The organism is Mesorhizobium sp. M0587 (assembly GCF_040320945.1).
Lineage (GTDB): Bacteria > Pseudomonadota > Alphaproteobacteria > Rhizobiales > Rhizobiaceae > Mesorhizobium.
Genome location: NZ_JAMYQP010000007.1, coordinates 119,155 through 143,203 on the forward strand (window position 1 = coordinate 119,155; position 24,049 = coordinate 143,203).

Below are 24,049 nucleotides of genomic sequence, written 5' to 3' on the forward strand. Positions count from 1 at the left end.
GCTAATCCCTGGCCGTTGCCCAGCCCAGCATCTGTTCGAACAGCGTCTTGTAGCCATTCCAGGCGATGAAGCCCGGCGGCAGCCAGTGCGGGCCGACATCCGAAGTCCAGGCAACGGTACGGCCCTTGCCATATTTGCCGGTAACCAGCAGTGGCAGGGAACGGTAGTCGGACGACACCGTGGCGAGAACCTCCGCGCCGTCCTTGACGGCGACCTCGTTGAAGCCGAGCAGGATTGGCCAATCCTTCCCGATGCCCTTGAGGATCGGATGGGTCTGCGGGCCGACAACGACTGGCGCATAGCCTTCGGGAACCTCGACGCGGTCGTCCACCGGCAGGCAGGTGACCGGTAGAACCTCCTCGACGGGCGTCTTGTGATAGCGCGCGCCGCCATTGATGCCCTGGAAACTGTAATAGCCGCCGAACATCAACAGGCCGCCGCCATTGCCGACATAGTCGCGCAGCAGGCGCAGCCGGTTCGGTGTTGGTTTGGAATGGATCCAGGTGTCGGGGTGAAGCAACAGCGTGTTGGCGCCAAGATCGGAAAGTACGACCGCGTCATAGGCCGAAAGCGTTTCCATCGTCTGCGGGAAATTTCGCTGTGCCTCATGCGCCGGCATGAAGGTGACGTCGAACGGACCATCCTTCAGCGCTGTCAGCAGTTCATCGGCGCCGGTGTGATAGGTCACGGTCGGAAACTGGTCGAAGCCTTTGATATGGGTCGCGGTCGAGACCCAGGACTCGCCTGCGAGAAGAACCTTCTTCCTGGACATGTATATTCCCTTGTTGCTTGGAGCCGCGGCTCAGGGGCCTTCGCCGAACACGGTCATTGGATTGTCGATGAGCATGCGGTCGATTGCCGACTGCTCGACGCCATGGCGTCTCAGCCTCGGCACGAAATGCTTGAGGATGAAGCTGTAGCCGAAGCCGCCAAAACGCGTCAGCATGATCTTGAGAAAGACGTCCTGCGACAGCAGAATCCGGTCGACCAGCCCCATGTCGATCAGCGAGCGGATCGCCTGCGCATTCTGCTCGTCGGAAGGCGACTGCGCGTCCTGGTCGGCATAATAGAAATCCATGCCGATCATGTCGTATTCCAGAAAAGCGCCGCGCGCGGCGAGGCTTTTCTGGTAGGCGAGATCGTTGTGGCTCGGATTCATGTGGCAAAGCACCGTATGCCTGAGATCGGCGCCTTCAGCCTCCACCACATCAAGCACGTCATGCGCCAGCCGTTCCCAACCCGGCAGATGGATGGTCAGCGGCACGCCGGTGATCTTGGCGGCGCGGGCCGAAGCCCGCAGCGACTTGCGCTCCTCGTCGGTAAAGTCCTTGCTGACGCCGACCTCGCCGATGATGCCGGCCATGATTTCGGGCTGTGTCGACCCGCCGCCGACATCATTGACGAGGAATTCGGTGACGTCGTCGACGTCCATCGCCTTCAGCCATTCGGGGTGGGTGTGCTGCAAGTAAAAGCCTGTTCCCATGACTATGCGCAGTCCGGAGGCGCGGGCGATGCGAGCCAGCTTCACCGGATCGCGGCCAATACCGATATTGGTGGCGTCGACCACGGTATGGCCGCCGAGCGCCCGGTACTTCGCCAGTTCCGAAAGCGCCAGGTCGCTGTCGTCGAGCGAGACGTTATCGCGGTTCATGTAGGGATTCATCCGCAGCTCGCCGATGATCTCCATGCTGACCGGCTGTTCGGCGATCTTCTTCTCGTCGGGATGGCATGGGCATTTCCACGATGTCGCGCCATCCAGCAGGATATGCTCGTGCATCAGCGTCACGCCCATGTCGGCGATCGCGACCGGGCCGGTAACCGTGATCACGGTGCCAGAGCCAACGCCGATCGGCACCCGTTGTTTCGGCGTGTTGTCGAACAGGTGATCCATGTCAGCGGCTCCGCGTGGCGCCCTTGAACAGGCGGAAATTCAGCCAGATGGCGACGAGGATGATTGTGCCGGTGACGATCGGCGTCAGGAAGGGCGACATGTGCGCGAGGATCAGGCCGTTGCCGATGACCGCGACGGTCAACGCACCGAGCACCGTGCCGATGATCGTACCGCGCCCGCCGAACAGGCTGGTGCCGCCAAGCACTACGGCGGCGATGACATCGAGTTCGAAACCCTGGCCGGAATTCGACGAGCCGGAACCCAGCCGGGCGGCAAGAACAATACCGGCCGCCGCCGCCGCCGTGCCCGACAGGACATAGACGAAGAGCGTCGTGAAGCGTGTATCGACGCCGGCGCGGCGCACGGCTTCGGCATTGGCCCCGATGCCGGTGACGTAGCGGCCGAACGGCGTCTGGTTGAAGGCGAGATAGGCGACGATCAGGACGACAAGGGCGAGCAGTGCGGGTACGGGAACACCGAGAAACCAGGCCCTGCCGATGTTGACGAAGAAACTCGTCGGCTCGACCGGGATCGAGTAGCCGCCGGTGATCAGCAGCGCCACCCCGCGAATGACCGAGAGCCCGGCGAGCGTGACGATGAAAGCCGGTATCCGCTCATAGGCAATGAAGAAGCCCTGCAAGGCGCCGATCGCCGCGCCGAGCGCCAGCATGGCGATGATGACGAGCGGCCATGGCAGGCCAGCCTGAAGCAAGACGGCCGACAGTGTCGCCGTCAGGGCCAGCACCGAACCGACCGAAAGATCGATGCCGCCGGTGGTGATGACGAAGGTCATCGCTGCCGCGACGATCAGCAGCGGCGCTGACTGGCGCACGATGTTGAGCAGGTTGGGCGTCGTCAGGAAGGAGCCGGTGATCAGCGAGAAGACCACGCAGACGACGATGAAGAACAGCGCAATGGATACGACGCTGCCATTGGCTATCGCCACATCCCTCCAAGTGCTGTTGTGGGCGCGCTTGGCCGGCGGGGCGCCAACATCGGCGGAGGTGACGTTCATGGCTGTACCTCCTCGTCGCGGCTGGCGCGGGCCGAACGGGCCATGAATTTCCGGCCGACGATCAGGTTGACGACCTCCTCGATGCTGGTGTCGCCGATCTTTCGTTCGGCGACGTTGCGGCCCTCATACATGACCTGGATGCGGTCACAGACCAGGAACAGGTCCTGCAGCCGATGGGTGATGAGGATAACGCTGACACCACGGGCGCTGACGGCGCGGATGAGTTCCAGGACCGCCTCGACTTCCGCCACCGCAAGGGCGGCTGTCGGCTCGTCCATGATCAGCACCGACGGGTCGAAGGAAGCGGCGCGACCAATGGCGATCGACTGGCGCTGCCCGCCGGAGAGGTTTTCGACCTTGAGCGTCGTGTCGGCGATGACGATGCCGAGCCGGTCGAGCATTTCGCGGGTCTCGTCATGCATGCGCTTGTTGTCGAGAAAGGGAACGCCGAGAACGTGGCGGCGCGGTTCGCGGCCGAGGAAGAGGTTGCCCGCCACATCCACCGTGTCGCAGAGCGAAAGGTCCTGGTAGACCATCTCCACCCGTGCGGCGCGGGCATCGGCCGGTGACGAAAAGGATACAGGTCTGCCATCGATCTCGATCGTGCCGGAATCCGGAATGACCGCGCCGGACAGAACCTTGCTCAGGGTGGATTTGCCGGCGCCATTGTCGCCGACCAGACCGAGCACCTCGCCAGGCTTCAGGTTCAGTGAGACATCGTCCAGCGTCTGGATAGGGCCGTATCGTTTGGAAATACCGGTCATCCTGACGCGGTAGGTCTCGCCATCGCTCATCATGGTTCCAGTTCTCTGCGCGGCATGTTCGAATGATAGGCTGCCGGGCTGCGCACGCAATCCGTGAGGTCGATGCGCAGCCCGGCTGTCCGGGGAGGATCTTACTTGAACATGTCCTTGAACTGGCCGACATTTTCCTTGGTCACGATGGTGATCGGAACATTGATGATCGGCTCGATCTTCTCGCCCTTCTTGAGCTTGACGAAGGCTTCGATGGCAGCCTTGCCTTCACCGGCCGGATCCTGCTGGACGACGGCGACCACCCAGCCCTCTTCGAGACCTTGCACAGCCGACTTGGTCAGGTCCCAGCCGAACACCTTGACGTCGCCGGTGCGAGCCTGGCTGGTGACGGCGGAAACCGCGCCGAGCAGCGCCGGCTCGCCGGTCGCGTAAAGCGTCGTCATGTCGGAATTGGCGGTCATCAGGTTTTCGGAGGCGGAAAGTGCTACGTCCTGCACGTTCTGACCATCGACGGTGTCGAGGAAGGTGACCTTCTGGCCGCTGTCGGTGACGGCCTTCTTGAAGCCGTCGAGGCGCTGGTTCTGGATGAACGAATTGAGCGCGCCGACGACGCCGATCTTGGCGGTTCCGTTCAGCTTGGCCTTGACGTATTCGGCATAGAACTTGCCGATATCCTCACCGGCCTTGGTGTTGTCGACACCGACGAAGGCGACGTTGTCGCCATTCGGGATCTGCGCGTCGATGGCGATGACGGGAATGCCGGCGGCCTTGGCCGCGGTGATTGCCGGCTTCACACCGTTGACATCGATGGCGACGAGAATGATGCCGTCGACCTTCTGGGTGATGTAGTTCTCGATCGCGTCGTTCTGCGCGCTCGGCACATTGTTGGCGTTGAAGATGACGAGGTCGACGCCGGCAGCTTTTGCCGCAGCTGTCGCACCGTCATTGATCTGGTTGAAGAACAGAGCCTGCTGGTTGATGGTCACCAGCGCATAGGTCTCGGCCATGGCGGAAACAGAGCCAAGCGCGAGGGTCATGGCGATGGCTGCGACGCAGCCTGAAAGTATCTTGGTAAGACGCATTCCGGTTCCCCTTGGTTTTTGCGAAAGGCCCTTGATCGGGCTCACCTGGCGCCTTGGCGCACAGCCATAATTCAAGATGCTTGATTTATTGTCAAGTGACTTGAATTAGTGTCAACGAAAGGAAATGGAGCGCGGCGGATCAGAATGTCGCCGGCGTGTTCACCCAGAAAATGCTGGCGCGCTCATCGCCGACATTGCGGTACCAGTGCGGCAGTTCGGAGTTGAAAACGAAGGAATCGCCGGCGGACAGGCGAAACGTCTTTTCACCGACCATCAGTTCGATGGCGCCTTCCAGGAGATAGCCGACTTCCTCGCCGGCATGCTGGATCGGGCCGGCGCTTTCACCGCCCGCCTCGATATGATGGATGTTGCACTGCAGAAGATGGCCTGGCGAATAAGGAATGACACGCTCCAGCGAGATGCCTTCGCCGCGCCGAAGCGGATCTAGTGCGATCAACGGCCGCGCTCCAGCCCGAAAGACGATGCCTTCCTCGCCATCGGCCTCCTCGAACATCCAGCCGATGTTCGTACCGAGCACCTCGACAAGCCGGTGAAGCATGGGAAGCGAGGGCGAGACTTTGCCGTTTTCGACTTTGGAAAGCAGGCTTTCAGAGCAGTTCGCGGCGGCGGCGAGCGCCTTCAAGGTCAGCCCACGCGTCTGCCGGGAGAGCTTCAACCGGGTGCCGAGCCGCAAGAGGCTGGTGGCGGTCGATCGCTCGTCGCTGCCCTTGCTGTTGTGGGTATCGATCTTGTTCATCGGGGACGCGAACAACTCCGCTGGTTGGGCCGACTCGTAAAACCGATCCCGGGCGTTGTCCATCCCGTGAAAAATCGGACAACGCGCCGGACGGGAGCCGAGGACCATCCATGGCAGGCGCCGCGCTCGCCGTTTCGATGCCGGCGAGAGCGGCGGTCCCTTATGCCGCTTCGCGCTTCAGCGCCTGCGCCATGCAATGAATGCCGCCGCCGGTCTTGGAGATTTCGCTCATGTCGACCGCTGCGACCTCGAACCCGCGCGCCTTGAGCTGGCCGATGAGCGTCTGGCTGGAGGTCGGCGCGATCACCCTGTCCTTGCCGAGCGACATGAAATTGCAGCCGAGCGCCATCGTGTCCTGGAACGGCACGTCGATGATCTCGTGGCCCTTGCCCTTCAGCCAGTCGACGATGCCGGGCTCGGTGCAGGCGAGGCAGACGGCGGTCAGTTTTTCGGCGATCGGCACCACCATCAGGTCGATGTGAACGTAGTATTCGTCGATGAAGGCGATACGGGTCTCCCAGCCCTCCTTCTCGAACCAGCCCTGCACCTGGCGCGCGCCTTCTTCCTGGGTGCGGGCGCCGCCGCAGCCGATCAGCACCACGCCATCCTCGATGACGTTGAAGTCGCCGCCTTCGAACGTGCCAGCGGTAACCATGTCATAGATTGGAATGCCGAGTTTTTCGTAGGTACGGATCGCGGCGTAGTTCTCGCCGCGCCGCCACCAGTTGGCCATGGCGGTGATCACAGCGCCATAAGGCGTCATGACGCTGGAATCACGGGAATAGACCTGCATCGGCAGCTCCGGCGTTGGCTCGTGCCAGTGGATATTGACACCGAAATGCTCATAGGCGGCGACAAGGTCCTTGTGCTGCGCCTGCGCGATCTGGACGTTGCAGGGCGCCTCGCGCAGGTGCTTGCGCGACAGCGAGCTGGTCGACAGATGGCGCAGGAAATTGGGCGAGCCGAGCAGCACATCAGTGAGCACGTCGGTTTCATTGGCAAAACCCCAGGCGGTCAATGGCTTGGTGCCGCCGGCCGGATTGCGGCGCTGCAGCGAAAACGGCTCGGCGACGATGCGGTCATGAACGGTCATGGAGTTCTCCTCGTGAGGCGGTTTGGGGGGATTGGTTGCTTGGGATCCACCAGTCGCGGCCGCGCGGCGTGGTGACATATTCCGGCCAGCGAAAACCGATCGGCGGTTCGTAGTCGCAGAGCGGCGCGATCCAGTTCGAGCCGCCAATGCCGCCCGCGGTTCGGGCAATGAATTCGGCCATCGCCGCATCGCGGGCCGTCTTGTCCTCCAGCAGGCGAAGGGCGGAGCACGCGATCGTTTTTGCCGCGCAGGTGACCATCGGATCGATCGTCGCCGGAATGCCGCCCAGCGCATTCATCACCCAGGCCGGATAGGCACGACCGTTTGTGGAGCGCAGCGCCGGACGGGCGACATAGAAGCGCGCCGTCGGCGCGTGCCAGCTCATGTCCGTGTAGTCGTCCGAGGTCGAATTCACCTGCGAGGGCGGCAGGTCACGCCGCAGGATCGCCTCGGCTTGCTTGGGGTCGACCAGTTGCTCCAGCTCGTCGATGAACGGGTTTTCGGTCGCCACGCCGCCGGCATTGATCTGGATCTCGCGGGCGATCGCCTTCGCGGCTTCATCCCATTGGGGCGGGCCGACCGTCGACAGAGCCTCATAGGCGATCTCGGCCATGGCGTGGTTGGCCAGCCCCGGCCGCGACTTCGATACCCAATGCCGTTCGTAGCGGCAGCCGCTGATCGCGGCGGCGGCGGCGGCATTACGATCGAGCGCTGCGGTGACCTGTTCGGCCATGGCAAGCGTCGGCACGCGGATCATGTACTGGATTTCCGCCAGTCCGGCCGGCAGATTGTCGGCGGTGGCCTGGCCGGCAGTCAGGATCGCCTCGCTGATCGACCAGCCGCCCTGGTGCGGCAGCATGGAGTCACGTAGCGCCTTGGAGGCCATGTACATCGTCATCAGCGCATCGTTGGCGCCGGGCGCGCGGACCGCCGAGTGCGCCTGCGGGATCGGCGCGCCGTCGCCCGCCAGTACCCAGCTCTCCGGCTCGTCGCAGATGAAGCGGTAGATCATGGCGTAAGCCGCGCCGCAATGCGTGTCCCAGCGCGCCGTGTTGCAGAGCGGCAGCATGTAGAAGGGATGGAAGGAGATCATGCCGGCGAGGCCGTCATAATAGCCCTTGGCCGCGTGAATAGGCTTCGACCCGCGCACCTTTTCCGCGGGTTCACCGGTAAAGCGCAGCGTGCCAGGAATGCCGTGTCGCTGCATCGCAGCCTTGGTGGCGAGCAGACCGCCGAGGCCCGCCATGCCCAATCCCGAATGCGGATCGGTGTGGCCGCCCGCTTCGAAACCGAGACCGGGGCGTGCCTGCTTCACCGTCACTGCGTCCTGGCAGTTTCCGGGCACCGCGTCGTACTCGGCATACATGCCGATGGTTGGGCCTGCGCCGTTCGTCCAGTGGGCGCAAAACGCGGTCGGCATCCCGCCCGAGCCCTCCTCGACCGAAAAGCCCTCATGCTTCAGCCGCGCCACATACCAGGCGGCCGACTGATATTCACGCCAGGCAGTCTCGCCGTAGTCGAAAATCGTGCGCGTCCATTGCGACAGCGATGGCTGGATGCCATCGAGGCAGGCAAGCGCGGTCGCTTGCGCCGGTGTGGTGACCGCTTTCTCCATGGCGAGAGAAGAAAGCAGTGAAGCGGCTCGCCAAAAAGTGATATGTTTTCCCGGTTCATGCAAATTCGGTTCACCTCTTGAGAATTCCCTCCACACAGGCGCTGCGCGCCCTCGACAGTTTCGCCCGCCATGGCAGCGTTTGGCGCGCCGCCGACGAACTGCACCTGACCCGCAGCGCGGTGAGCCATCAACTTCGCCTGCTCGAACGCGATCTCGGCTTCGACCTCCTGGAGCGCATCGGCAAGGGCGTGGCCCTGACGCCACGCGGCCAACGCTATGCCAGCGACGTGCGCAAGGCGCTGACCGTGCTCGGCGATGCGGTGACGCGCGATGCAGGTACTGGCGTCGGCGGTTCGTTCGCCGTCAGTTGCACGCCGGGCTTCGCCTCGCTGTTTTTGTGCACCCATATCGCCGAGTTCCGGCAGATGTATCCGGATGTGGCGCTGCATATACTGACGCCCAGGCGGCTCGACGACGTCAGCAACGCCGAGGCCGACGCCTTCATCGCCTTCGGTGTCGGCAACTGGCCGAACCGTGCGGTCGAGCTGCTGTGCGAAATCTCGTTCACGCCGCTCTGCAGCCCGACGCTGCTCAACAAGGTCGGTGGCTTTTCCAGGCCCGCCGATGTCCTGCGCGCCAATCTCCTCCACCTTGGCGATACCGAGGACTGGGCGCGCTGGCTGGCGTTGTCCAAGGTCGAGAACCCGGATACCGAAGGCGGCATCTTTTTTTCCGACATGAACCTCGTCTTCTCGGCGGCGATTGCCGGCCAGGGCATCGCCATGGGAGACGAACTGACCAGCCGCAAGGCGCTGAGCGAGGGCCGGCTGGTCAAACCCTTCGACATAGCGATCAAATCGCCGCGCTCCTATTTCCTGGTGTCCGAGCATGCCAAGGCGAGCCACCCGGTGCTGGAAGCGTTTGGCGGATGGCTGAGGTCGAAGCTGTCGGAGAACCGCGTTCGGCCGTATTGAGAGTTCGATCTCGCAACGCACCATAGATGAATGAAATTTGCCGATCAGGCGAAAACTATTCGGTTGCGGTGAGCCGCCGGCCTGCCTACGATTTCATCTTGGACTGAGGAAGAGGCAGAATGCAGCAACCCGGCCGGGCCGCAGAGATCAAGGCAATCGGGATCGGCAAGAGCTTCGGCTCGTTCCGTGCGCTGGACGATCTGACGCTCAATATAGGCCGTGGCGAGTTCCTGACGCTGCTCGGCCCCTCCGGCTCGGGCAAGACCACTTTCCTGATGATCTTGGCCGGTTTCATACAGCCGACCGAGGGCAGGCTCTTCAGCGACGGCACCGACATCACCGATCGTCCGGCCGAGCAGCGCGCCGCCGGCATGGTGTTCCAGGGCTATGCATTGTTTCCGCATATGAGCGTGGAGGCTAACATCGCCTTCCCGCTCAAGGTGCGCAAGAAGTCAGCCGCCGAGGTCAAGCGCCGGGTCGGGGAAATGATCGAGCGTGTCGGCCTGATCGGTCACGAGAAGAAATTGCCGGCGCAGCTTTCCGGCGGCCAGCAGCAACGCGTGGCGCTCGCCCGCGCCTTGGTGTTCGAACCCGGCGTACTCCTGCTCGACGAGCCATTCTCGGCGCTGGACAAGAGCCTGCGAGGCCAGATGCAGGCCGAGATGAAGCGGCTGCATCAGGAGACCGGCACCACCTTCGTCTTCGTCACCCACGACCAGAGCGAGGCGCTGGCGTTGTCGTCGCGCGTCGCCATCTTCAATCACGGCAAGCTGCTGCAGGTCGGCGCGCCGGACGAGGTCTATGACAGGCCGGACAACCGCTTCGTCGCCGAGTTCCTCGGCGAGATCAACATGCTGCCGCTCAAAGGGGTACGCCCGGCCGACAATGGCTCGACGGGACTCTGTGAGGATCGCGCCGTCAACATGCACTGCAAGGCCGAGAAAGTCCGTGGTGACGCCATTCTCGCGGTCCGGCCCGAACATATGTCGATTGCGCGCGAGGCGGCCGTCGGCGAGAACGGCATCGCCGCGACCGCCATAGCCTCGACCTACATGGGTGCCGCGACCAAGCTCGACCTGACGACGCGGCAGGGTGCCAGAGTGACTGTCTCGGTGCCGAATGAAGTCGCGGCCGCCGCACTCAGCAACGGCAATTCCGTCTGGCTGACGTGGCCGGCGGAAAAAGGTTTCCTCCTTCCGGACGGAGGACAATGAGCGGCTGGCGCGGCCTGATATCCGCCGCACCGGCTTTCCGGAAATGATCAACAACAAAAAAGGGGAACTGACATGACAAAAGATACCAAGAAAGAAGCCATCGAGAGCCTGTCCGCCAGGGCGGTTCGCGGTGAGATCTCTCGCCGGCAATTCACGCAGTTGGCGGCACTCGCACTGGCCGGCACGCCGATGCTGTTGCGCTCGACCGGATCTTTTGCCGCGGCAAAAGAACTGGTGCTGGTGAACTGGGGCGGCGACGCCATCACGGCTTACGACGCCGCCTACGGCCAGGCCTTCACCAAGGATACCGGCATCACCGTCAAGATGGACGGCTCGGGCCCGACCGAAGGCGCCATTGCGGCGCAGTTCAAGAGCGGCGCGCCCACCTGGGACCTGGTCGACGTCGACCCGTTCTCGGCCATCACGCTCGGTGCGCAAGGCATGCTCGAGCCGATCGACTACACAATCGTCGACAAGAAGAAGATGCGCCCCGGCTTCGGCTGGGACTATGCCGCCTCGACCTATTTCTTCTCCTATGTGATCGCGTATGATTCCGAAAAATATGGCAGCAATGCACCTACCGGCATGGCCGATTTCTTCGACGTGAAGAAGTTTCCCGGCAAGCGTTCTCTCTACAAATGGGGCGTATCGAGCTGGGAAGTCGCCCTGCTGGCCGACGGCATCGCACCGGCATCGCTCTACCCGCTCGACCTGAAGCGCGCGCATGACAAGATCGCCGCTTTCAAGGAGAACATCGTCGCCTATTGGGGCGGTGGCGCCGAGAGCCAGAGCGTGCTGCTCAACGGTGAAGCTTCGATGGCCATCGTCTGGTCGACCCGCGCCTCGCTGATCGAGCAGGATTCGGGCGGCAAGATCAAGTTCATCTGGGACCAGGGCCTGATCTCGCCCGGTGCGCTTGCCGTACTCAAGAACAACCCCGGCGGCAAGGACGCGGCGATGAAGTTCATCGCCAGCGCACAGGACCCGCAAAAGCAGCTGGTCATGTTCGACAAGCTCGGACAGGGCCCGGCCAATCCGGCGACCGACGCGCTGATCCCGGCCGACAAGAAGCGTATCAACCCGGTCGACCCCGAGAACATGAAGAAGCAGATCGCGCTCGACATGGATTGGTATGCCAAGAACTACGGCGCCGCGCTCGACGAATACACCAAGATAATCTCCGCCTGACCGACGGGGATATTGACCTGATATGAGAGGCGTTCTCTCCAACAGGATGGGCGCGGCGCTGTTGATGGCGCCGCTGCTCCTGTTCCTCGTGCTGGCCTATGCCTGGCCGTTCCTCGGCGTCGTCAAATGGAGCTTCACGCTGCCGACGCCGGGGCTGGGCCAGTATCGGGCGTTGCTCACCGATAGCCTCGTGCAGTCAGTGTTCATACGCACGCTGCGCATTGCCGCCATCGTTACCATCGGCTCGGTCGCCGCTGCCTATGCCATCACCGTGGTCTGGGTGCGCGGCACGCCGGCCCAGCGCCTCGTTGCCGAATTCTGTATCTTGGTGCCGTTCTGGATTTCGGTGCTGACGCGGGCTTTCGGCTGGGTGGCGCTGTTGTCCAATCGCGGCCTGATCAACACTTGGCTGCAATCGATCGGCTTCGTCTCCGAGCCGTTGACCCTGGTGCGCAACGAGTTCGACGTCATCGTCGGTATGACGCACTTCCTCATTCCCTTCGCTGTCTTTCCGCTGGCATCCGCCATGCGCAGCCTTGACGAGCGCGTGCTGCTCGCAGCGCGCGGGCTGGGCGCCAGCCGCATGCGCACCTTCTGGACGGTATTCGTGCCGATGACGCGCTCCGGCATCATTGGCTCGGCGCTGATCGTCTTCGTCTTTTCGCTCGGCTTCTTCGTCACGCCGGCGATCCTTGGCGGCGGCCGCAGCGTGATGATCGCCGAATTGATCTATCTCAGGATATTCCAGAGCCCTGACTGGGGGCTGGGCGCGGCGATCAGCGTCGTGCTGGTGCTGTTCGTGGGCGCGCTGATGGCGCTGCTGTTCCGCTATGTCAGACCGAAGCAACTGGTGTAGCGATGCCGACTTATCGCCCTGGACCCGTCTCGCTGATCCTCGCCGTGCTGGTGGCGCTGTTCCTGCTGTTGCCGCTGCTGGCCGTCATCCCGGTCTCGCTGACGCCGAGCCGCATGCTGGCGATGCCGTCGGGCGAGCTGTCGCTGCGCCACTACCGGTCGCTGATCGAGGATCCGCGCTGGCTCCAGTCCATCCTGCTCTCGATCCGGATAGGCATCCTCAGCAGTGCCATCTCCACCGTGCTGGCGCTATGCTTCAGCCTCGGCGTGTGGATGTTCCAGCCGCGCTTCACAGCCGCTCTGGTCGGCTTCGTATTGTTGCCGATGGTGGTGCCGCCGGTGGTCTCGGCGGTGACGCTCTATTTTCTGCTCACCTCGATCTCCGGCGTCAGCTCCTTCTTCGGCTACGACACCTGGCTCGGCGTCGCCATGGCGCATTCGGTGATGACGGTGCCTTTCGCCACCGTGCTGATCCTGGTCTCGCTCAGCCAGCTCGACCGGCGCATCGACCTCGCCGCGCGGGGCCTCGGCGCCACGGTATGGGAGCGCGCCACGCGCGTCATCATGCCCAACATCAAGTTCGGCATCGTCACCGCGGCGTTGCTGTCCTTCGTGCTCTCCTGGGAAGAGATTGGCGTCACCCTGTTCATCACCTCGGTCAATGCCATCACGCTGCCACGGCTGATGTGGATGGGCCTGCGCGACAACATCGATCCTGCGATCGCAGCCCTTTCGGTGATCTTGATCATCATCACGGTGCTGGTGCTTGCGCTTCGCAGCTTCATCGTTAGGCTGCGCGACATCAGCTGAAGAGCCTGTCGGCGAATTCGTATTTTCGAGATCGTCGGCATTCCTCCTTCCGATGATCGCCACCGCCTGCGTGCGGCGAATGGCTGTATCTGGCAAGGCAGCACCGGTCGCCACCGCACTGGCAAGAGGACAAGGACGATGACCGCGCCCGGCGATTTGCAGCAGGCACTGTTTTTGAGGCTCAAAAGCGATGCACCGCTGTCGGCGCTGCTGAGTGGCGCTGGGTTGCTCGAACGGGTAACCGACAATGCCGCCTTTCCCTACGTGACTTGCGGCCAGACCAGCGCCTTTGACTGGGATACGGGTGCCGAGAACAGCGACGATCAGCTGATCACGCTGCATGTCTGGTCGAAAGCCCAGGGCGAGGACGAAACGCTTGCCATAATGGACGCCATCGAGGCTCGCCTCGCCGACGCGGTGTTGGTGATAGGTCCTCGCGGTCAGACGCGTCTGTCGCTGGAATTCACCGAGGCCCGTTACGACGAGGAGCTCCTCGTCCACCATGGGATGCTGCGCTTTCGTGCATTGACGCAGGAAAGCGCCTGACGCTGTCAATGTTGCCGGAATGGGGTCCAGAGCGGTTCACGTTTCACGAAACGCCGAACACTCTATCTCTTTGTTTCGACGCAATTCCGGACGGAAAACCGCTTCACACTTTTCCCGGAATTGATCTAGACTGCCGTCTTCGGGTTTCGCCGGGTGGGCGGCGGATTCCGATCGATTGTCTCGCGTTTCAGGGGTGTAGCGGGCATGTTATTGATGGCGTTCACCGTTCATTTCACGTTCAGCACCGATGCGTTACAACGCCGGACATGAAAACGCTTCGCTCCCACTTCCGAACCGCGACACTGGCGCTCTGTGCTGCCGGGCTGTTCGCGTCGCAGGCGATGGCGATGCCGGTCATCGCGCCCGACCAGTCGAGCCCGGTCGTATTGGCTGCGTCCGATTGTTATGCCATCGGCCAACAGGTAGCCGAACAGAATGGCGGAACGCTGGCCAAGGCCTCGCAGTCGACACGCGGCGGCCAGCCGGTCTGCGTCATTGTCGTGCTTGTCCCGGGTAAGGACGGACAACGCCCGCGCCGTACCGAAATCGTCGTTCCGCAGAACTGACCCTGCCGTTTCCCAGCGGCTGGAATCGGCCTATATCTGCCTAGCTCTTCAACAGGTATCGAACTCCGCATGCGCGTACTCGTCGTCGAGGATGACAAGGATCTCAACCGGCAGATAGCGGATGCGCTGGTCGATGCCGGCTATGTCGTCGACCGCGCCTTCGATGGCGAGGAAGGCCATTTCCTCGGCGACACCGAGCCCTACGACGCCGTCGTGCTCGACATCGGCCTGCCGCAGATGGACGGCATCAGCGTGGTCGAACGCTGGCGGCGCGGCGGTCGCAAGATGCCTGTGCTGATCTTGACGGCGCGCGACCGCTGGAGCGACAAGGTCTCCGGCATCGACGCCGGCGCCGATGACTACGTCACCAAACCGTTCCACATCGAGGAGGTGTTGGCGAGGCTCAGGGCCCTGATCAGGCGCGCCGCCGGCCATGCCTCGTCCGAACTGACCTGCGGACCGCTGCGTCTCGACACCAAGGCATCGAAGGCCGATGTCGATGGCATGCCGCTGAAGCTGACGTCGCATGAATTCCGCCTGCTTGCCTATTTGATGCACCATATGGGCGAGGTCGTCTCGCGGACTGAACTGGTCGAGCATCTCTACGATCAGGATTTCGACCGCGATTCCAATACCATCGAGGTCTTTGTCGGGCGGCTGCGTAAGAAGATGGGCATCGACATGATCGAAACCGTGCGCGGCATGGGCTACCGCATGCGTGAGCCGGAGGCGTAACTCGGAACCGCTCAAACCAACCGTAAGGACGTTGCTTTCGCTGCGTTCGTGGCCGCGTTCGCTGACGTTCCGCGTGATCGCCTTTTCCACGGTCTGGGCGATCCTGACCCTGGTGGTTATTTTCACCCTGATCACCACGCTCTACCGTCAGGCCAGCGAGCGGGGCTTCGACAGCCTGCTTTCGGCACATCTGTTCAACCTGATCGGCTCCATCGGCATTTCCGACACGGGAGCGCTCACCGGCGCGCCCGATCTGGGCGACCTGCGGTTCTCGGAGCCGGGTTCGGGCTGGTATTGGTCGGTGGAACCCGCCTCGGAAGGCGTGCATGGCGATCTTCATTCATCCTCGATGACCAAAACCATCCCTTCGCCAAGCGTTGCCGAGGTGCCTTTCAACTCCAGCTTCCAGCGCAGCTATGCGGCCGAAGGCATCGACGGCGAGCAACTCGAAGTGTTCGAAAGCGAATTCGTTCTCGACGCCAAGAACCGCGCCGCCCGTTTTCGCGTCATGGGCAACCAGAGCGAACTCGAACAGGAGATCGCCACCTTTCAGGGCCGGCTGCTGACTTATCTGTCCCTGTTCGGCGTCGGCATGATCGCCATCAACGCGATCGCTATCCTGCTTGGCCTGCAGCCTCTGCGCAGGGTGAGGAACGCACTCGCCATGGTACGCGAGGGTACCGCGCAAAGACTCGATGGGCGGTTTCCGGCCGAGATAGAACCATTAGCCAATGAAACCAACGCATTGATCGAAAACAACAAACGCATCGTCGAGCGTTCCCGGACCCAGGTGGGCAATCTCGCCCATTCGTTGAAGACACCGCTCGCGGTGCTGCTCAACGAGGGCCGCGCGCTTGGCGGCGCCAAGGGGCAATTGATCGCCGATCAGGCTGCTTCCATGCAGAAACAGGTGGATCATTATCTGCAACGTGCCCGCGTCGCGGCGCAACGCGACAGCGTCGTCTACCGCACGCCTGTGGCGCCGCTGGTGCAGCGCATGGTGCGGGTTTTGCAAAAGCTCAACCCGCAGACCAGTCTGTCGCTGTCGCTGCCGCCCAGCGAGATCGTCTTTGCTGGTGAGCGCGAGGACCTGGAGGAACTGCTTGGCAATCTGCTCGAAAACGCGATGAAATGGGCAAAAGGCGCGGTGTCGGTGTCGGTCGTACCTTCGACCGGCAAGGACGACCCCGCCAGCCTGTTCGAGATCAGCATCGAGGACGACGGCCCGGGCATTCCCGAGGACAAGGCGCGCGAAGCGCTGAAGCGGGGACGGCGCCTGGACGAGACAAAGCCGGGAACGGGCCTGGGACTTGCCATCGTGGCCGACCTCGTCAACGAATATGGGGGCGTTCTGGCGCTCGAACGGTCCGGCATGGGCGGATTGAAGGCCGTGGTGCGGCTGCGGAGCCTTCAATGATGCTTTCCCAAGCCAATCGACATCGATGCATGGCGCGTGTTATGGCGGCATTTCGATTGGTCCATGATCGGCTGTCAGCGGCCAAATTTCCGACAAATATCAACACTATGGCCACGCCCACTTCCCCGATGACGCGGCACCCGGCTCATCCATGGCAGGCTTCAACTCAAGAAAACCGGTTGTTGGCATGAAGATTCGCGTCGCGCTTATTTCCGCATTGCTGGCCGTGTCCGGCTGCACCACCTTGAGCGGCAAGGGCCCCACGATTGCGCCGACGCCGGCCTCGACGCCTCCTTCCGGTGGCAAGGTTGCCACGTCGATCATTTCCGCGATGGGCGGTGGCCTCGTTAGCGGATCGATTGGCAGCGGCCTCAGCGATGCTGAGAAGCGAAGCGCGCTCGAGGCTGAATACAAGGCGCTCGAATACACGACGAGCGGTCAGAAGGTGACGTGGAAGGGCGCCCAGGCCTCGCGTTATGGCGAGGTGGTTCCGGCCCAGCCCTACCGCGTCGGTTCGCAGGATTGCCGCCAGTACACGCAGACCGTATTCACCGGCGGGGCCGGGGTGACGGCCCGCGGAACCGCTTGCCGCAACGCCGACGGCAGCTGGACGCCGTTGACCTGACGCTCTGGCCGGATCCAGCCGAGATCGGCCCGGGTTGACGTCGATCAAGGACATCAGGCGTGGCTGCCGTCAAAGCGTCGCAGGACGCCCGTGTTGGCAGGGCAGAGCTCTGCCGTTATTGGAATAACCATGCTGTTCTGGGTCATAGCCGCAATTCTCACGCTGGGTGCGAGCCTGGCGGTGCTGCTGCCGCTGGCCGGCGGCGCGAAGGGCGTGTCGTCGAGCGGCGATCACGATCTCGAAGTCTATCGTGATCAATTGTCCGAGCTCGACCGCGACGCCGCGCGTGGCCTGATCCAACCGGCGGAAGCGACCGAGGCACGCGCCGAGATCGCCCGCCGCATCCTTCGCCTCGATAGCGGTTCGGCCGGCAAGACATCCACCAGCCGGGCGTCGGTCGCGGCAAAGCTGGTCGCGACGATGGCGGTGCTCGTGGTGCCGCTGGTCAGCTGGGGTCTCTACGCCAAGATCGGCTCGCCTGATTTGCCGTCACAGCCGCTCAGCGAGCGGCTGGCCAAGAATCCAGCCGACAGTTCGGTCGACGAATTGGTGGCGCGCGCGGAAGCCCATCTCGCCGCCAATCCTTCCGATGGCAGGGGCTGGGACGTACTGGCGCCGGTCTATCTGCGCATGCAGCGCTTCTCCGACGCGGTGGCCGCCTATCGCAACGCTATTCGCCTCGACGGCGACAGCGCCGTCCGCCAGGCCGGTCTTGGCGAGGCGATTGCCGGTGCGGCAGGGGGCATTGTTTCGGCCGATGCACAGAAGGCCTTCGAAGCGGCGCAAAAGCTCGATCCGGCCAATGCGAAGGCCAGCTTCTACCTGGCTGTCGCCTTGGCACAGGAAGGCCGCGTCAAGGAAGCGGTTGCCGCCTGGCAGGCAATGCTGGGCAAGCTGCCGCCAGATTCGCCATGGCGCGGGGCTGTCGAGCAGGCGTTGGCCAAGTCCGGCAACCCCGAAATGGCCGCCGGCGAAGCAGCGAAAGGGCCCGATGCCGCGGATATCGACGCCGCGTCCTCAATGTCGCCGCAAGATCGGGAGGCCATGATCAACACAATGGTGGCTGGTCTCGGCGAGAAACTGCGGCAAAATCCACGCGATCCGGAAGGATGGATGCGGCTCGTTCGTTCCTATGTCGTGCTGGGCAAGCCCGATCAGGCGCGTGACGCACTGGGTCGCGCTATTGCCGTCTTCGGAGCCGACAGTGACGAGGCAAAGAAATTCACCGCGTTCGCCGCCTCGCTCGGCCTGACGGCGACGGAGTAGGACTGACATGACGCGCAAGCAGAAACGGCTGTCGGTGATCGCGGGTGGGCTGGCTTTCCTCGGCGCCGCCACCGGGCTGACCTTCTACGCGCTCGGCCAGAAAGCGTCTTATTTCTACATGCCGGCCGATCTCACCACCGCCAGCGTCCAGCCCGGCCAGCGCATCCGGCTCGGCGGTCTGGTCGAAAAAGGCACCATCCAGCGCGGGCAGGGGGCGACGGTCGCCTTTTCGGTCACCGACACGCACAAAACGGTCAAGGTCACCTACACCGGGATCTTGCCCGACCTTTTTCGCGAGGAGCAGGGCGTCATCACCGAAGGCACCTTCGGCCCGGACGGGATTTTCGTTGCCGACAGCGTCCTGGCCAAGCACGACGAGCGCTATATGCCCAAGGAGGTGGCCGACGGCCTGAAGGCCAAGGGTGTCTGGCAGGAGAGCAAGAGTGAGTAGCCGCGGCAGGGAAATGGGAGCGAATTACGGGCATGGTTGAAACCGGACATTTCGCCCTGGTTCTGGCGTTTGCGCTCTCGCTGGTGCAGACGATCGTGCCACTGTTTGGCGCGCGCTTGAACAACCAGCGCCTGATGGCCGTCGGCGGCCCCGTCGCCGTGACCGGCTTTGCTCTGACGGCCCTGTCCTTCGCCGCGCTTGCGAGTGCTTATGCGAGCTCCGATTTCTCGCTGGAAAACGTCTGGGAGAACTCGCATTCGCTGCAGCCGCTGATCTACAAGATCACCGGAACCTGGGGCAATCACGAAGGCTCGATGCTGCTTTGGGTGCTGATCCTGACCTTCTTCGGCGCGCTTGTCGCTGCTTTCGGCTCCAACCTCCCGGCGACGCTGCGCGCCAATGTGCTTGCCGTGCAAGGCGCGATCGGCGCGGCTTTTTTCCTGTTCATCCTGGTAACCTCCAATCCTTTCGTACGGCTCAATCCGGCACCGATCGAAGGCCGCGATCTCAACCCTGTCCTGCAGGATCTCGGACTCGCCGTCCATCCGCCGCTGCTCTATCTCGGCTATGTCGGCTTTTCGATCTGCTTTTCCTTCTCGGTCGCCGCCCTCATCGAAGGCCGCATCGACGCGTCCTGGGCGCGCTGGGTGCGGCCATGGACATTGGTCGCCTGGATGTTCCTGACCGGCGGCATCGCCATGGGATCGTACTGGGCTTACTATGAGCTTGGCTGGGGTGGTTTCTGGTTCTGGGATCCGGTCGAGAACGCTTCCTTCATGCCGTGGCTGGCGGGCACCGCGCTGCTGCATTCCGCGATCGTCATGGAAAAGCGCTCGGCGCTGAAGATCTGGACCCTGCTGCTCGCCATCCTTACCTTTTCGCTGTCGCTGCTCGGCACCTTCCTGGTGCGCTCGGGCGTCCTGACCTCCGTCCATGCCTTCGCCACCGATCCGACGCGCGGCATTTTCATCCTGTGCATATTGATGCTGTTCATCGGCGGCTCGCTGGCGCTGTTTGCGCTGCGCGCCTCGCGGCTGGCCGCCGGCGGCTTGTTCCACCCGATTTCGCGCGAAGGCGCGCTTGTCCTCAACAATCTGTTCCTGACCACGGCCACCGCCACCGTGCTCGTCGGCACGCTCTATCCGCTCGCCGTCGAGGCCTTCTCCGCCGACAAGATCTCGGTCGGCGCGCCGTTTTTCAACCTGACCTTCGGGCCGCTGATGGTGCCGCTGCTGATCGTGGTTCCGTTCGGACCGCTGCTCGCCTGGAAACGCGGCGATGTCTTCGCTGTCGCGCAACGCTTGATGGTGGCGTTCGGGGCCGCCTTGCTGGCGACGCTGGTCACTGCCCTTTTGATCGATGGTGCTTCGGTGTTCGCGGCGCTTGGCATGGGCCTTGCCGTCTGGCTGATCCTTGGCGCGCTCACCGATCTTGCGGTCAAATCCGGCTTCGGCAATGTTGCGGCGAAGGTCATGTTGCGGCGCCTGCTCGGCTTGCCGCGCTCGGTCTTCGGCACTGCCTTGGCTCATCTTGGCCTCGGCCTGACCGTGCTCGGCATCGTCGGCACGCTTTGCTTCGGCACCGAAAGGATCCTCTCGATGCGTGCCGGCGAGACGGTGGAACTGTCCGGCCGCACGATACGTTTCGTCGGGCTCTATCCTGCCCAGGGACCGAACTACAGCGAGGATCGCGGCCGCTTCGAACTGATCGGTGTCAGCGGCAATCCTGTCGGCGAAATCAGCTCCGCCAAGCGTTTCTATCCGGTGCGGCAGACGACGACGACGGAGTCCGGCATCAAGACCCTTGGCCTTTCCCAACTCTATATTTCGCTGGGCGACGAGGGCAAGGATGGCTCGGTCGTGGTGCGTTTGTGGTGGAAACCGTTGGTGACGCTGATCTGGGGCGGCGGCCTGATGATGATGGCCGGCGCGGCCATGTCGCTGATGGACAGGCGCCTGCGCGTCGGCGCGCCATCGCGCCGCCGCAAGCAGGCGAGCGCCGTTACACCCGCGGGCACGTCATGAACGCAAGGCTTTCGCTGACCTCGCTTGTCCTGTTGCTGGCGCTGCTCTTCTCCGGCGCGGCGCAAGCGGTGAAGCCCGACGAGATGCTGGCCGACCCGGCGCTGGAGGCGAGGGCTCGCGCGCTGTCCGAAGGCCTGCGCTGCATGGTCTGCCAGAACCAGTCGATCGACGAATCCGACGCCGACCTCGCTCGCGACCTGCGTATCCTGGTGCGTCAGCGCCTCGCCGCCGGCGACACTGATCAGCAGGTGATGGACTATGTGGTTTCGCGCTACGGCGAGTTCGTGCTGCTGAAGCCCCGTTTCGATCTGCGCAACGCGCTGCTTTGGGGCACGCCTGTCCTGCTGCTTTTGGTGGGTGGCGCGTTTATTTTGCTGGGCGCGCGATCGCGCCGGAATCTGGCGACAAAATCCCTGTCGGCCGAAGAACAGACGGCGTTGGACGCGATCCTGCACCGTGACTGACGGCTGCGGTGGCCTGCAAACATTACCAAAGTTTCATGTATCGGAAATGGCGCCGTAATGTACGCCTCTCTAATTCTCTCTTCCGAGGATGCCGATTAAGGCGCGTCCCTTTGCAAGAGGATACGAGACCCATGAATATCGCCCCCAATTCATATTCCCGCACCCGCAAGCGTCTCCTGGCCGCCGCCGCTTCCGTCGCCGTCGCCGGCGCGATCGGCGTTGGCGCGCTGACCAGTGGGACAGGCCCTGTTCTGGCCGATGCTGTGCGTGTCGAGGCTCCGCAGGTTCCTGGTTTCGCCGACGTCGTCGAGCGGGTTTCGCCCGCCGTGGTCAGTGTCAAGGTGAAGGCCAAGATGCAGCCGACGGCCGATGACGGCTCCGACGATCAGGACGGTCTCGACAATCTTCCCAACAATCCGCAGCTGCGCCGCTTCTTCAAGGAATTCCGCGGCTTTGGCGATCAAGGCGGCCAGAACGATGATGGTCACCGCCGGTTTGGACGCCGCGACCACAACAACGATCAGCCGCGCCCGGTGGCACAGGGATCCGGCTTCTTCATTTCGGAAGACGGCTATCTCGTAACCAACAACCACGTCGTCGAAGAGGGCAGCGCCTTCACCGTGGTTACCAATGACGGCAAGGAACTCGACGCCAAGCTGGTCGGCACCGATCCGCGCACCGACCTCGCCGTGCTCAAGGTCGAGGGTGGCGGCAAGTTCACCTATGTCGATTTCGCCGACGATTCCAAGGTTCGCGTCGGCGACTGGGTGGTGGCCGTCGGCAACCCGTTCGGTCTCGGTGGCACCGTAACCGCCGGCATCGTGTCGGCGCGCGGCCGTGACATCGGCGCCGGCCCGTATGACGATTTCCTCCAGATCGACGCCTCGGTCAACCGCGGCAACTCGGGCGGCCCGACCTTCAACCTTAACGGTCAGGTGGTCGGCATCAACACCGCGATCTTCTCGCCTTCGGGCGGCAGCGTCGGTATCGCCTTCGACATTCCTGCCTCGACCGCCAAGCAGGTCGTGGAGGACCTGACGAAGAACGGCGCCGTGCAGCGCGGCTGGCTCGGCGTCGAGATCCAGCCGGTCACGTCGGACATTGCCGAATCGCTTGGCCTGAAGTCCCAGAACGGCGCACTGGTGTCCAGTGCACAGGACGATGGTCCCGGCAAGAAAGCCGGTATCGTAGCCGGTGACGTGATCACCCAGGTCGACGGCAAGGACGTTGCCTCACCGAAGGAACTGGCTCGGCTGATCGGCGCCTACTCGCCTGGCAAGTCAGTCGATGTCACCGTGTGGCGCGACGGCAAGAGCCAGACCGTCAAGGTCGATCTCGGCAAACTGCCCTCGAGCGACAAGCAAGCGTCGGCCGACCAGCAGCAGCCCGCCGCTCCGGCGAAGCCCGACACGCTGGCCGATCTCGGTCTCACCGTCACCAAGTCCGAAAACGGCAAGGGGTTGGTGGTAACCGATGTCGATCCCGACAGCGATGCCGCCGATCGCGGCATCCAGCCGGGCGACGTCATCACCGCTGTCAATTCGATGGAAATCAACGGCACCGACGATGTCTCCAAGGCAATGACCGAAGCGGTGAAATCGGGGCGCAAGGCCGTGCTGATGCAGATAACCCGCGACGACACCAATCGCTTCGTTGCACTGCCCGTCGCCAAGGGGTGACCAGCGACTTTTCCGATGCGGCGGCTTAAACACCCCCGAGCCGCCGCATGGAAGAGCATGGAGCCGGGCACGTTAGTCAGTCATCGTGCCCTCCTCCGACGGCAGCGGGCTTCCCATCGCCCGCTGCCGCACATCAATGATCCGGCCAAGCCGCCTCGGGGCGGACCGAGGATCGCGGTGATTTCGGGATGGCGGCATGCCCCGGAATTGGAAATGCCCGGCGTAACGACACCGGAGAACAAAGATTTTGTCGCGCATGGTCCGGATCATCTTGATCGCGATGCGCTTTGGCAAAGGCTAAATGCAGATGCTAGCCACTCAACCTTCCAGCGAAATCGCGTATAACGGCCCTATGAAGATTCTCGTCATGGAAGACGATCGCGAAGCCGCGGATTATCTGCAGAAAGCCTTCACCGAAGCCGGTCATACCGCGCATGTCGCCGGTGACGGCGAGACCGGCTTCGCGCTTGCCGACACCGGCGACTATGACGTGATGGTCATCGATCGGATGATGCCGCGCCGCGACGGCCTGTCGGTCATTGCCGGTCTCCGCTCCAGGGGCAACACCACGCCGGTGCTGATCCTGTCTGCGCTGGGCGAGGTCGACGACCGGGTCACCGGCCTGCGCGCCGGTGGTGACGACTATCTGACCAAGCCCTATGCCTTCTCCGAACTTCTGGCACGTGTCGAGGTTCTGAACCGCCGCGCCAGCGCCAAAGAGGCCGAAACCGTCTACAGGGTTGGCGATCTCGAACTCGACAGGCTGTCGCATTCGGTGCGGCGCGCGTCGCGCGAGATCACGCTGCAGCCGCGTGAATTCCGCCTGCTCGAATATCTGATGCGCCATGCCGGCCAGGTGGTGACGCGCACCATGCTGCTGGAAAACGTCTGGGACTATCATTTCGATCCCCAGACCAATGTCATTGACGTCCACATCTCGCGGCTGCGCGGCAAGATCGAAAAAGGTTTCGACAAGCCCATCCTGCATACGATTCGTGGTGCCGGTTACATGCTGAAGGGCGGCTAG

The 24,049-nt window shown here is 63.1% G+C and carries 24 protein-coding genes; 16 read left to right on the forward strand and 8 right to left on the reverse strand.

The window, feature by feature from the left end; all coding sequences use genetic code 11:
- Position 1 precedes the first annotated feature (1 nt).
- From NKI49_RS08910 to NKI49_RS08945, 8 genes are all read right to left on the reverse strand, one after another.
- Entirely contained in the window at positions 2–772 is a 771-nt protein-coding gene (locus NKI49_RS08910) for a glutamine amidotransferase (protein WP_027022812.1), read from the reverse strand.
- Between the two features lie 30 nt (positions 773–802).
- Complete coding sequence (locus NKI49_RS08915; protein WP_352599555.1) at positions 803–1,891, reverse strand: phosphotriesterase family protein; 1,089 nt, start codon at positions 1,889–1,891, stop codon at positions 803–805.
- A gap of 1 nt (position 1,892) precedes the next feature.
- Complete coding sequence (locus tag NKI49_RS08920) at positions 1,893–2,906, reverse strand: ABC transporter permease (protein ID WP_352599558.1); 1,014 nt, start codon at positions 2,904–2,906, stop codon at positions 1,893–1,895.
- Positions 2,903–3,703 (reverse strand): ATP-binding cassette domain-containing protein, encoded by an 801-nt coding sequence (locus NKI49_RS08925; protein ID WP_502899489.1) that lies wholly within the window; start codon positions 3,701–3,703, stop codon positions 2,903–2,905. Before NKI49_RS08925 ends, NKI49_RS08920 begins: the two co-directional genes overlap by 4 nt.
- A 98-nt stretch (positions 3,704–3,801) precedes the next feature.
- Positions 3,802–4,743, reverse strand: coding sequence for an ABC transporter substrate-binding protein (locus NKI49_RS08930; RefSeq protein WP_352599563.1), 942 nt, complete (start codon positions 4,741–4,743; stop codon positions 3,802–3,804).
- 139 nt (positions 4,744–4,882) lie between these two features.
- Positions 4,883–5,500, reverse strand: coding sequence for a cupin domain-containing protein (locus tag NKI49_RS08935; protein WP_352599566.1), 618 nt, complete (start codon positions 5,498–5,500; stop codon positions 4,883–4,885).
- A 160-nt stretch (positions 5,501–5,660) separates the two neighbouring features.
- Entirely contained in the window at positions 5,661–6,593 is a 933-nt protein-coding gene (locus NKI49_RS08940) for a dimethylarginine dimethylaminohydrolase family protein (protein WP_352599569.1), read from the reverse strand.
- The gene (locus NKI49_RS08945) at positions 6,580–8,208 is read right to left on the reverse strand and encodes a zinc-binding metallopeptidase family protein (protein ID WP_352599571.1); all 1,629 of its coding nucleotides are present in this window, start codon (positions 8,206–8,208) and stop codon (positions 6,580–6,582) included. Before NKI49_RS08945 ends, NKI49_RS08940 begins: the two co-directional genes overlap by 14 nt.
- Before the next feature lie 77 nt (positions 8,209–8,285).
- Between NKI49_RS08945 and NKI49_RS08950 the strand changes: the two genes are divergently transcribed.
- The 16 genes from NKI49_RS08950 (at position 8,286) to NKI49_RS09025 (ending at position 24,049) form a co-directional block, all read left to right on the forward strand.
- Positions 8,286–9,182, forward strand: a complete 897-nt coding sequence (locus NKI49_RS08950; RefSeq protein ID WP_352599573.1) for a LysR substrate-binding domain-containing protein — start codon at positions 8,286–8,288, stop codon at positions 9,180–9,182.
- A 119-nt stretch (positions 9,183–9,301) separates the two neighbouring features.
- Entirely contained in the window at positions 9,302–10,396 is a 1,095-nt protein-coding gene (locus tag NKI49_RS08955) for an ABC transporter ATP-binding protein (RefSeq protein ID WP_352599575.1), read from the forward strand.
- 72 nt (positions 10,397–10,468) lie between these two features.
- Positions 10,469–11,584, forward strand: coding sequence for an ABC transporter substrate-binding protein (locus tag NKI49_RS08960; RefSeq protein ID WP_352599578.1), 1,116 nt, complete (start codon positions 10,469–10,471; stop codon positions 11,582–11,584).
- A 22-nt stretch (positions 11,585–11,606) separates the two neighbouring features.
- Complete coding sequence (locus NKI49_RS08965) at positions 11,607–12,440, forward strand: ABC transporter permease (protein WP_352599581.1); 834 nt, start codon at positions 11,607–11,609, stop codon at positions 12,438–12,440.
- A gap of 2 nt (positions 12,441–12,442) precedes the next feature.
- Entirely contained in the window at positions 12,443–13,249 is an 807-nt protein-coding gene (locus NKI49_RS08970) for an ABC transporter permease (protein WP_352599583.1), read from the forward strand.
- Between the two features lie 138 nt (positions 13,250–13,387).
- Positions 13,388–13,795, forward strand: coding sequence for a DUF3168 domain-containing protein (locus NKI49_RS08975; RefSeq protein ID WP_352599585.1), 408 nt, complete (start codon positions 13,388–13,390; stop codon positions 13,793–13,795).
- Positions 13,796–14,061: 266 nt separating this feature from the next.
- Complete coding sequence (locus NKI49_RS08980; protein ID WP_352599587.1) at positions 14,062–14,361, forward strand: hypothetical protein; 300 nt, start codon at positions 14,062–14,064, stop codon at positions 14,359–14,361.
- Positions 14,362–14,430: 69 nt separating this feature from the next.
- On the forward strand, positions 14,431–15,096 hold the full coding sequence (locus tag NKI49_RS08985) for a response regulator transcription factor (protein ID WP_027022797.1): 666 nt from the start codon (positions 14,431–14,433) through the stop codon (positions 15,094–15,096).
- Entirely contained in the window at positions 15,080–16,513 is a 1,434-nt protein-coding gene (locus tag NKI49_RS08990; protein WP_352599590.1) for an ATP-binding protein, read from the forward strand. The genes NKI49_RS08985 and NKI49_RS08990 overlap by 17 nt, the downstream gene beginning before the upstream one ends.
- A gap of 187 nt (positions 16,514–16,700) precedes the next feature.
- Entirely contained in the window at positions 16,701–17,138 is a 438-nt protein-coding gene (locus NKI49_RS08995; protein ID WP_352599759.1) for an RT0821/Lpp0805 family surface protein, read from the forward strand.
- Between the two features lie 129 nt (positions 17,139–17,267).
- Positions 17,268–18,404 carry a c-type cytochrome biogenesis protein CcmI gene (gene ccmI, locus NKI49_RS09000; RefSeq protein WP_352599592.1) on the forward strand — a complete coding sequence of 379 codons (1,137 nt, stop codon included), beginning with the start codon at positions 17,268–17,270 and terminating at the stop codon, positions 18,402–18,404.
- Positions 18,405–18,411: 7 nt separating this feature from the next.
- The gene (gene ccmE, locus NKI49_RS09005; RefSeq protein WP_352599594.1) at positions 18,412–18,855 is read left to right on the forward strand and encodes a cytochrome c maturation protein CcmE; all 444 of its coding nucleotides are present in this window, start codon (positions 18,412–18,414) and stop codon (positions 18,853–18,855) included.
- Positions 18,856–18,887: 32 nt separating this feature from the next.
- Positions 18,888–20,879 (forward strand): heme lyase CcmF/NrfE family subunit, encoded by a 1,992-nt coding sequence (locus NKI49_RS09010; protein ID WP_352599597.1) that lies wholly within the window; start codon positions 18,888–18,890, stop codon positions 20,877–20,879.
- Entirely contained in the window at positions 20,876–21,343 is a 468-nt protein-coding gene (locus NKI49_RS09015; RefSeq protein ID WP_352599600.1) for a cytochrome c-type biogenesis protein, read from the forward strand. Before NKI49_RS09010 ends, NKI49_RS09015 begins: the two co-directional genes overlap by 4 nt.
- Positions 21,344–21,474: 131 nt before the next feature.
- Complete coding sequence (locus tag NKI49_RS09020; RefSeq protein WP_352599602.1) at positions 21,475–23,022, forward strand: Do family serine endopeptidase; 1,548 nt, start codon at positions 21,475–21,477, stop codon at positions 23,020–23,022.
- A gap of 352 nt (positions 23,023–23,374) precedes the next feature.
- Positions 23,375–24,049 carry a response regulator transcription factor gene (locus NKI49_RS09025; protein ID WP_352599604.1) on the forward strand — a complete coding sequence of 225 codons (675 nt, stop codon included), beginning with the start codon at positions 23,375–23,377 and terminating at the stop codon, positions 24,047–24,049.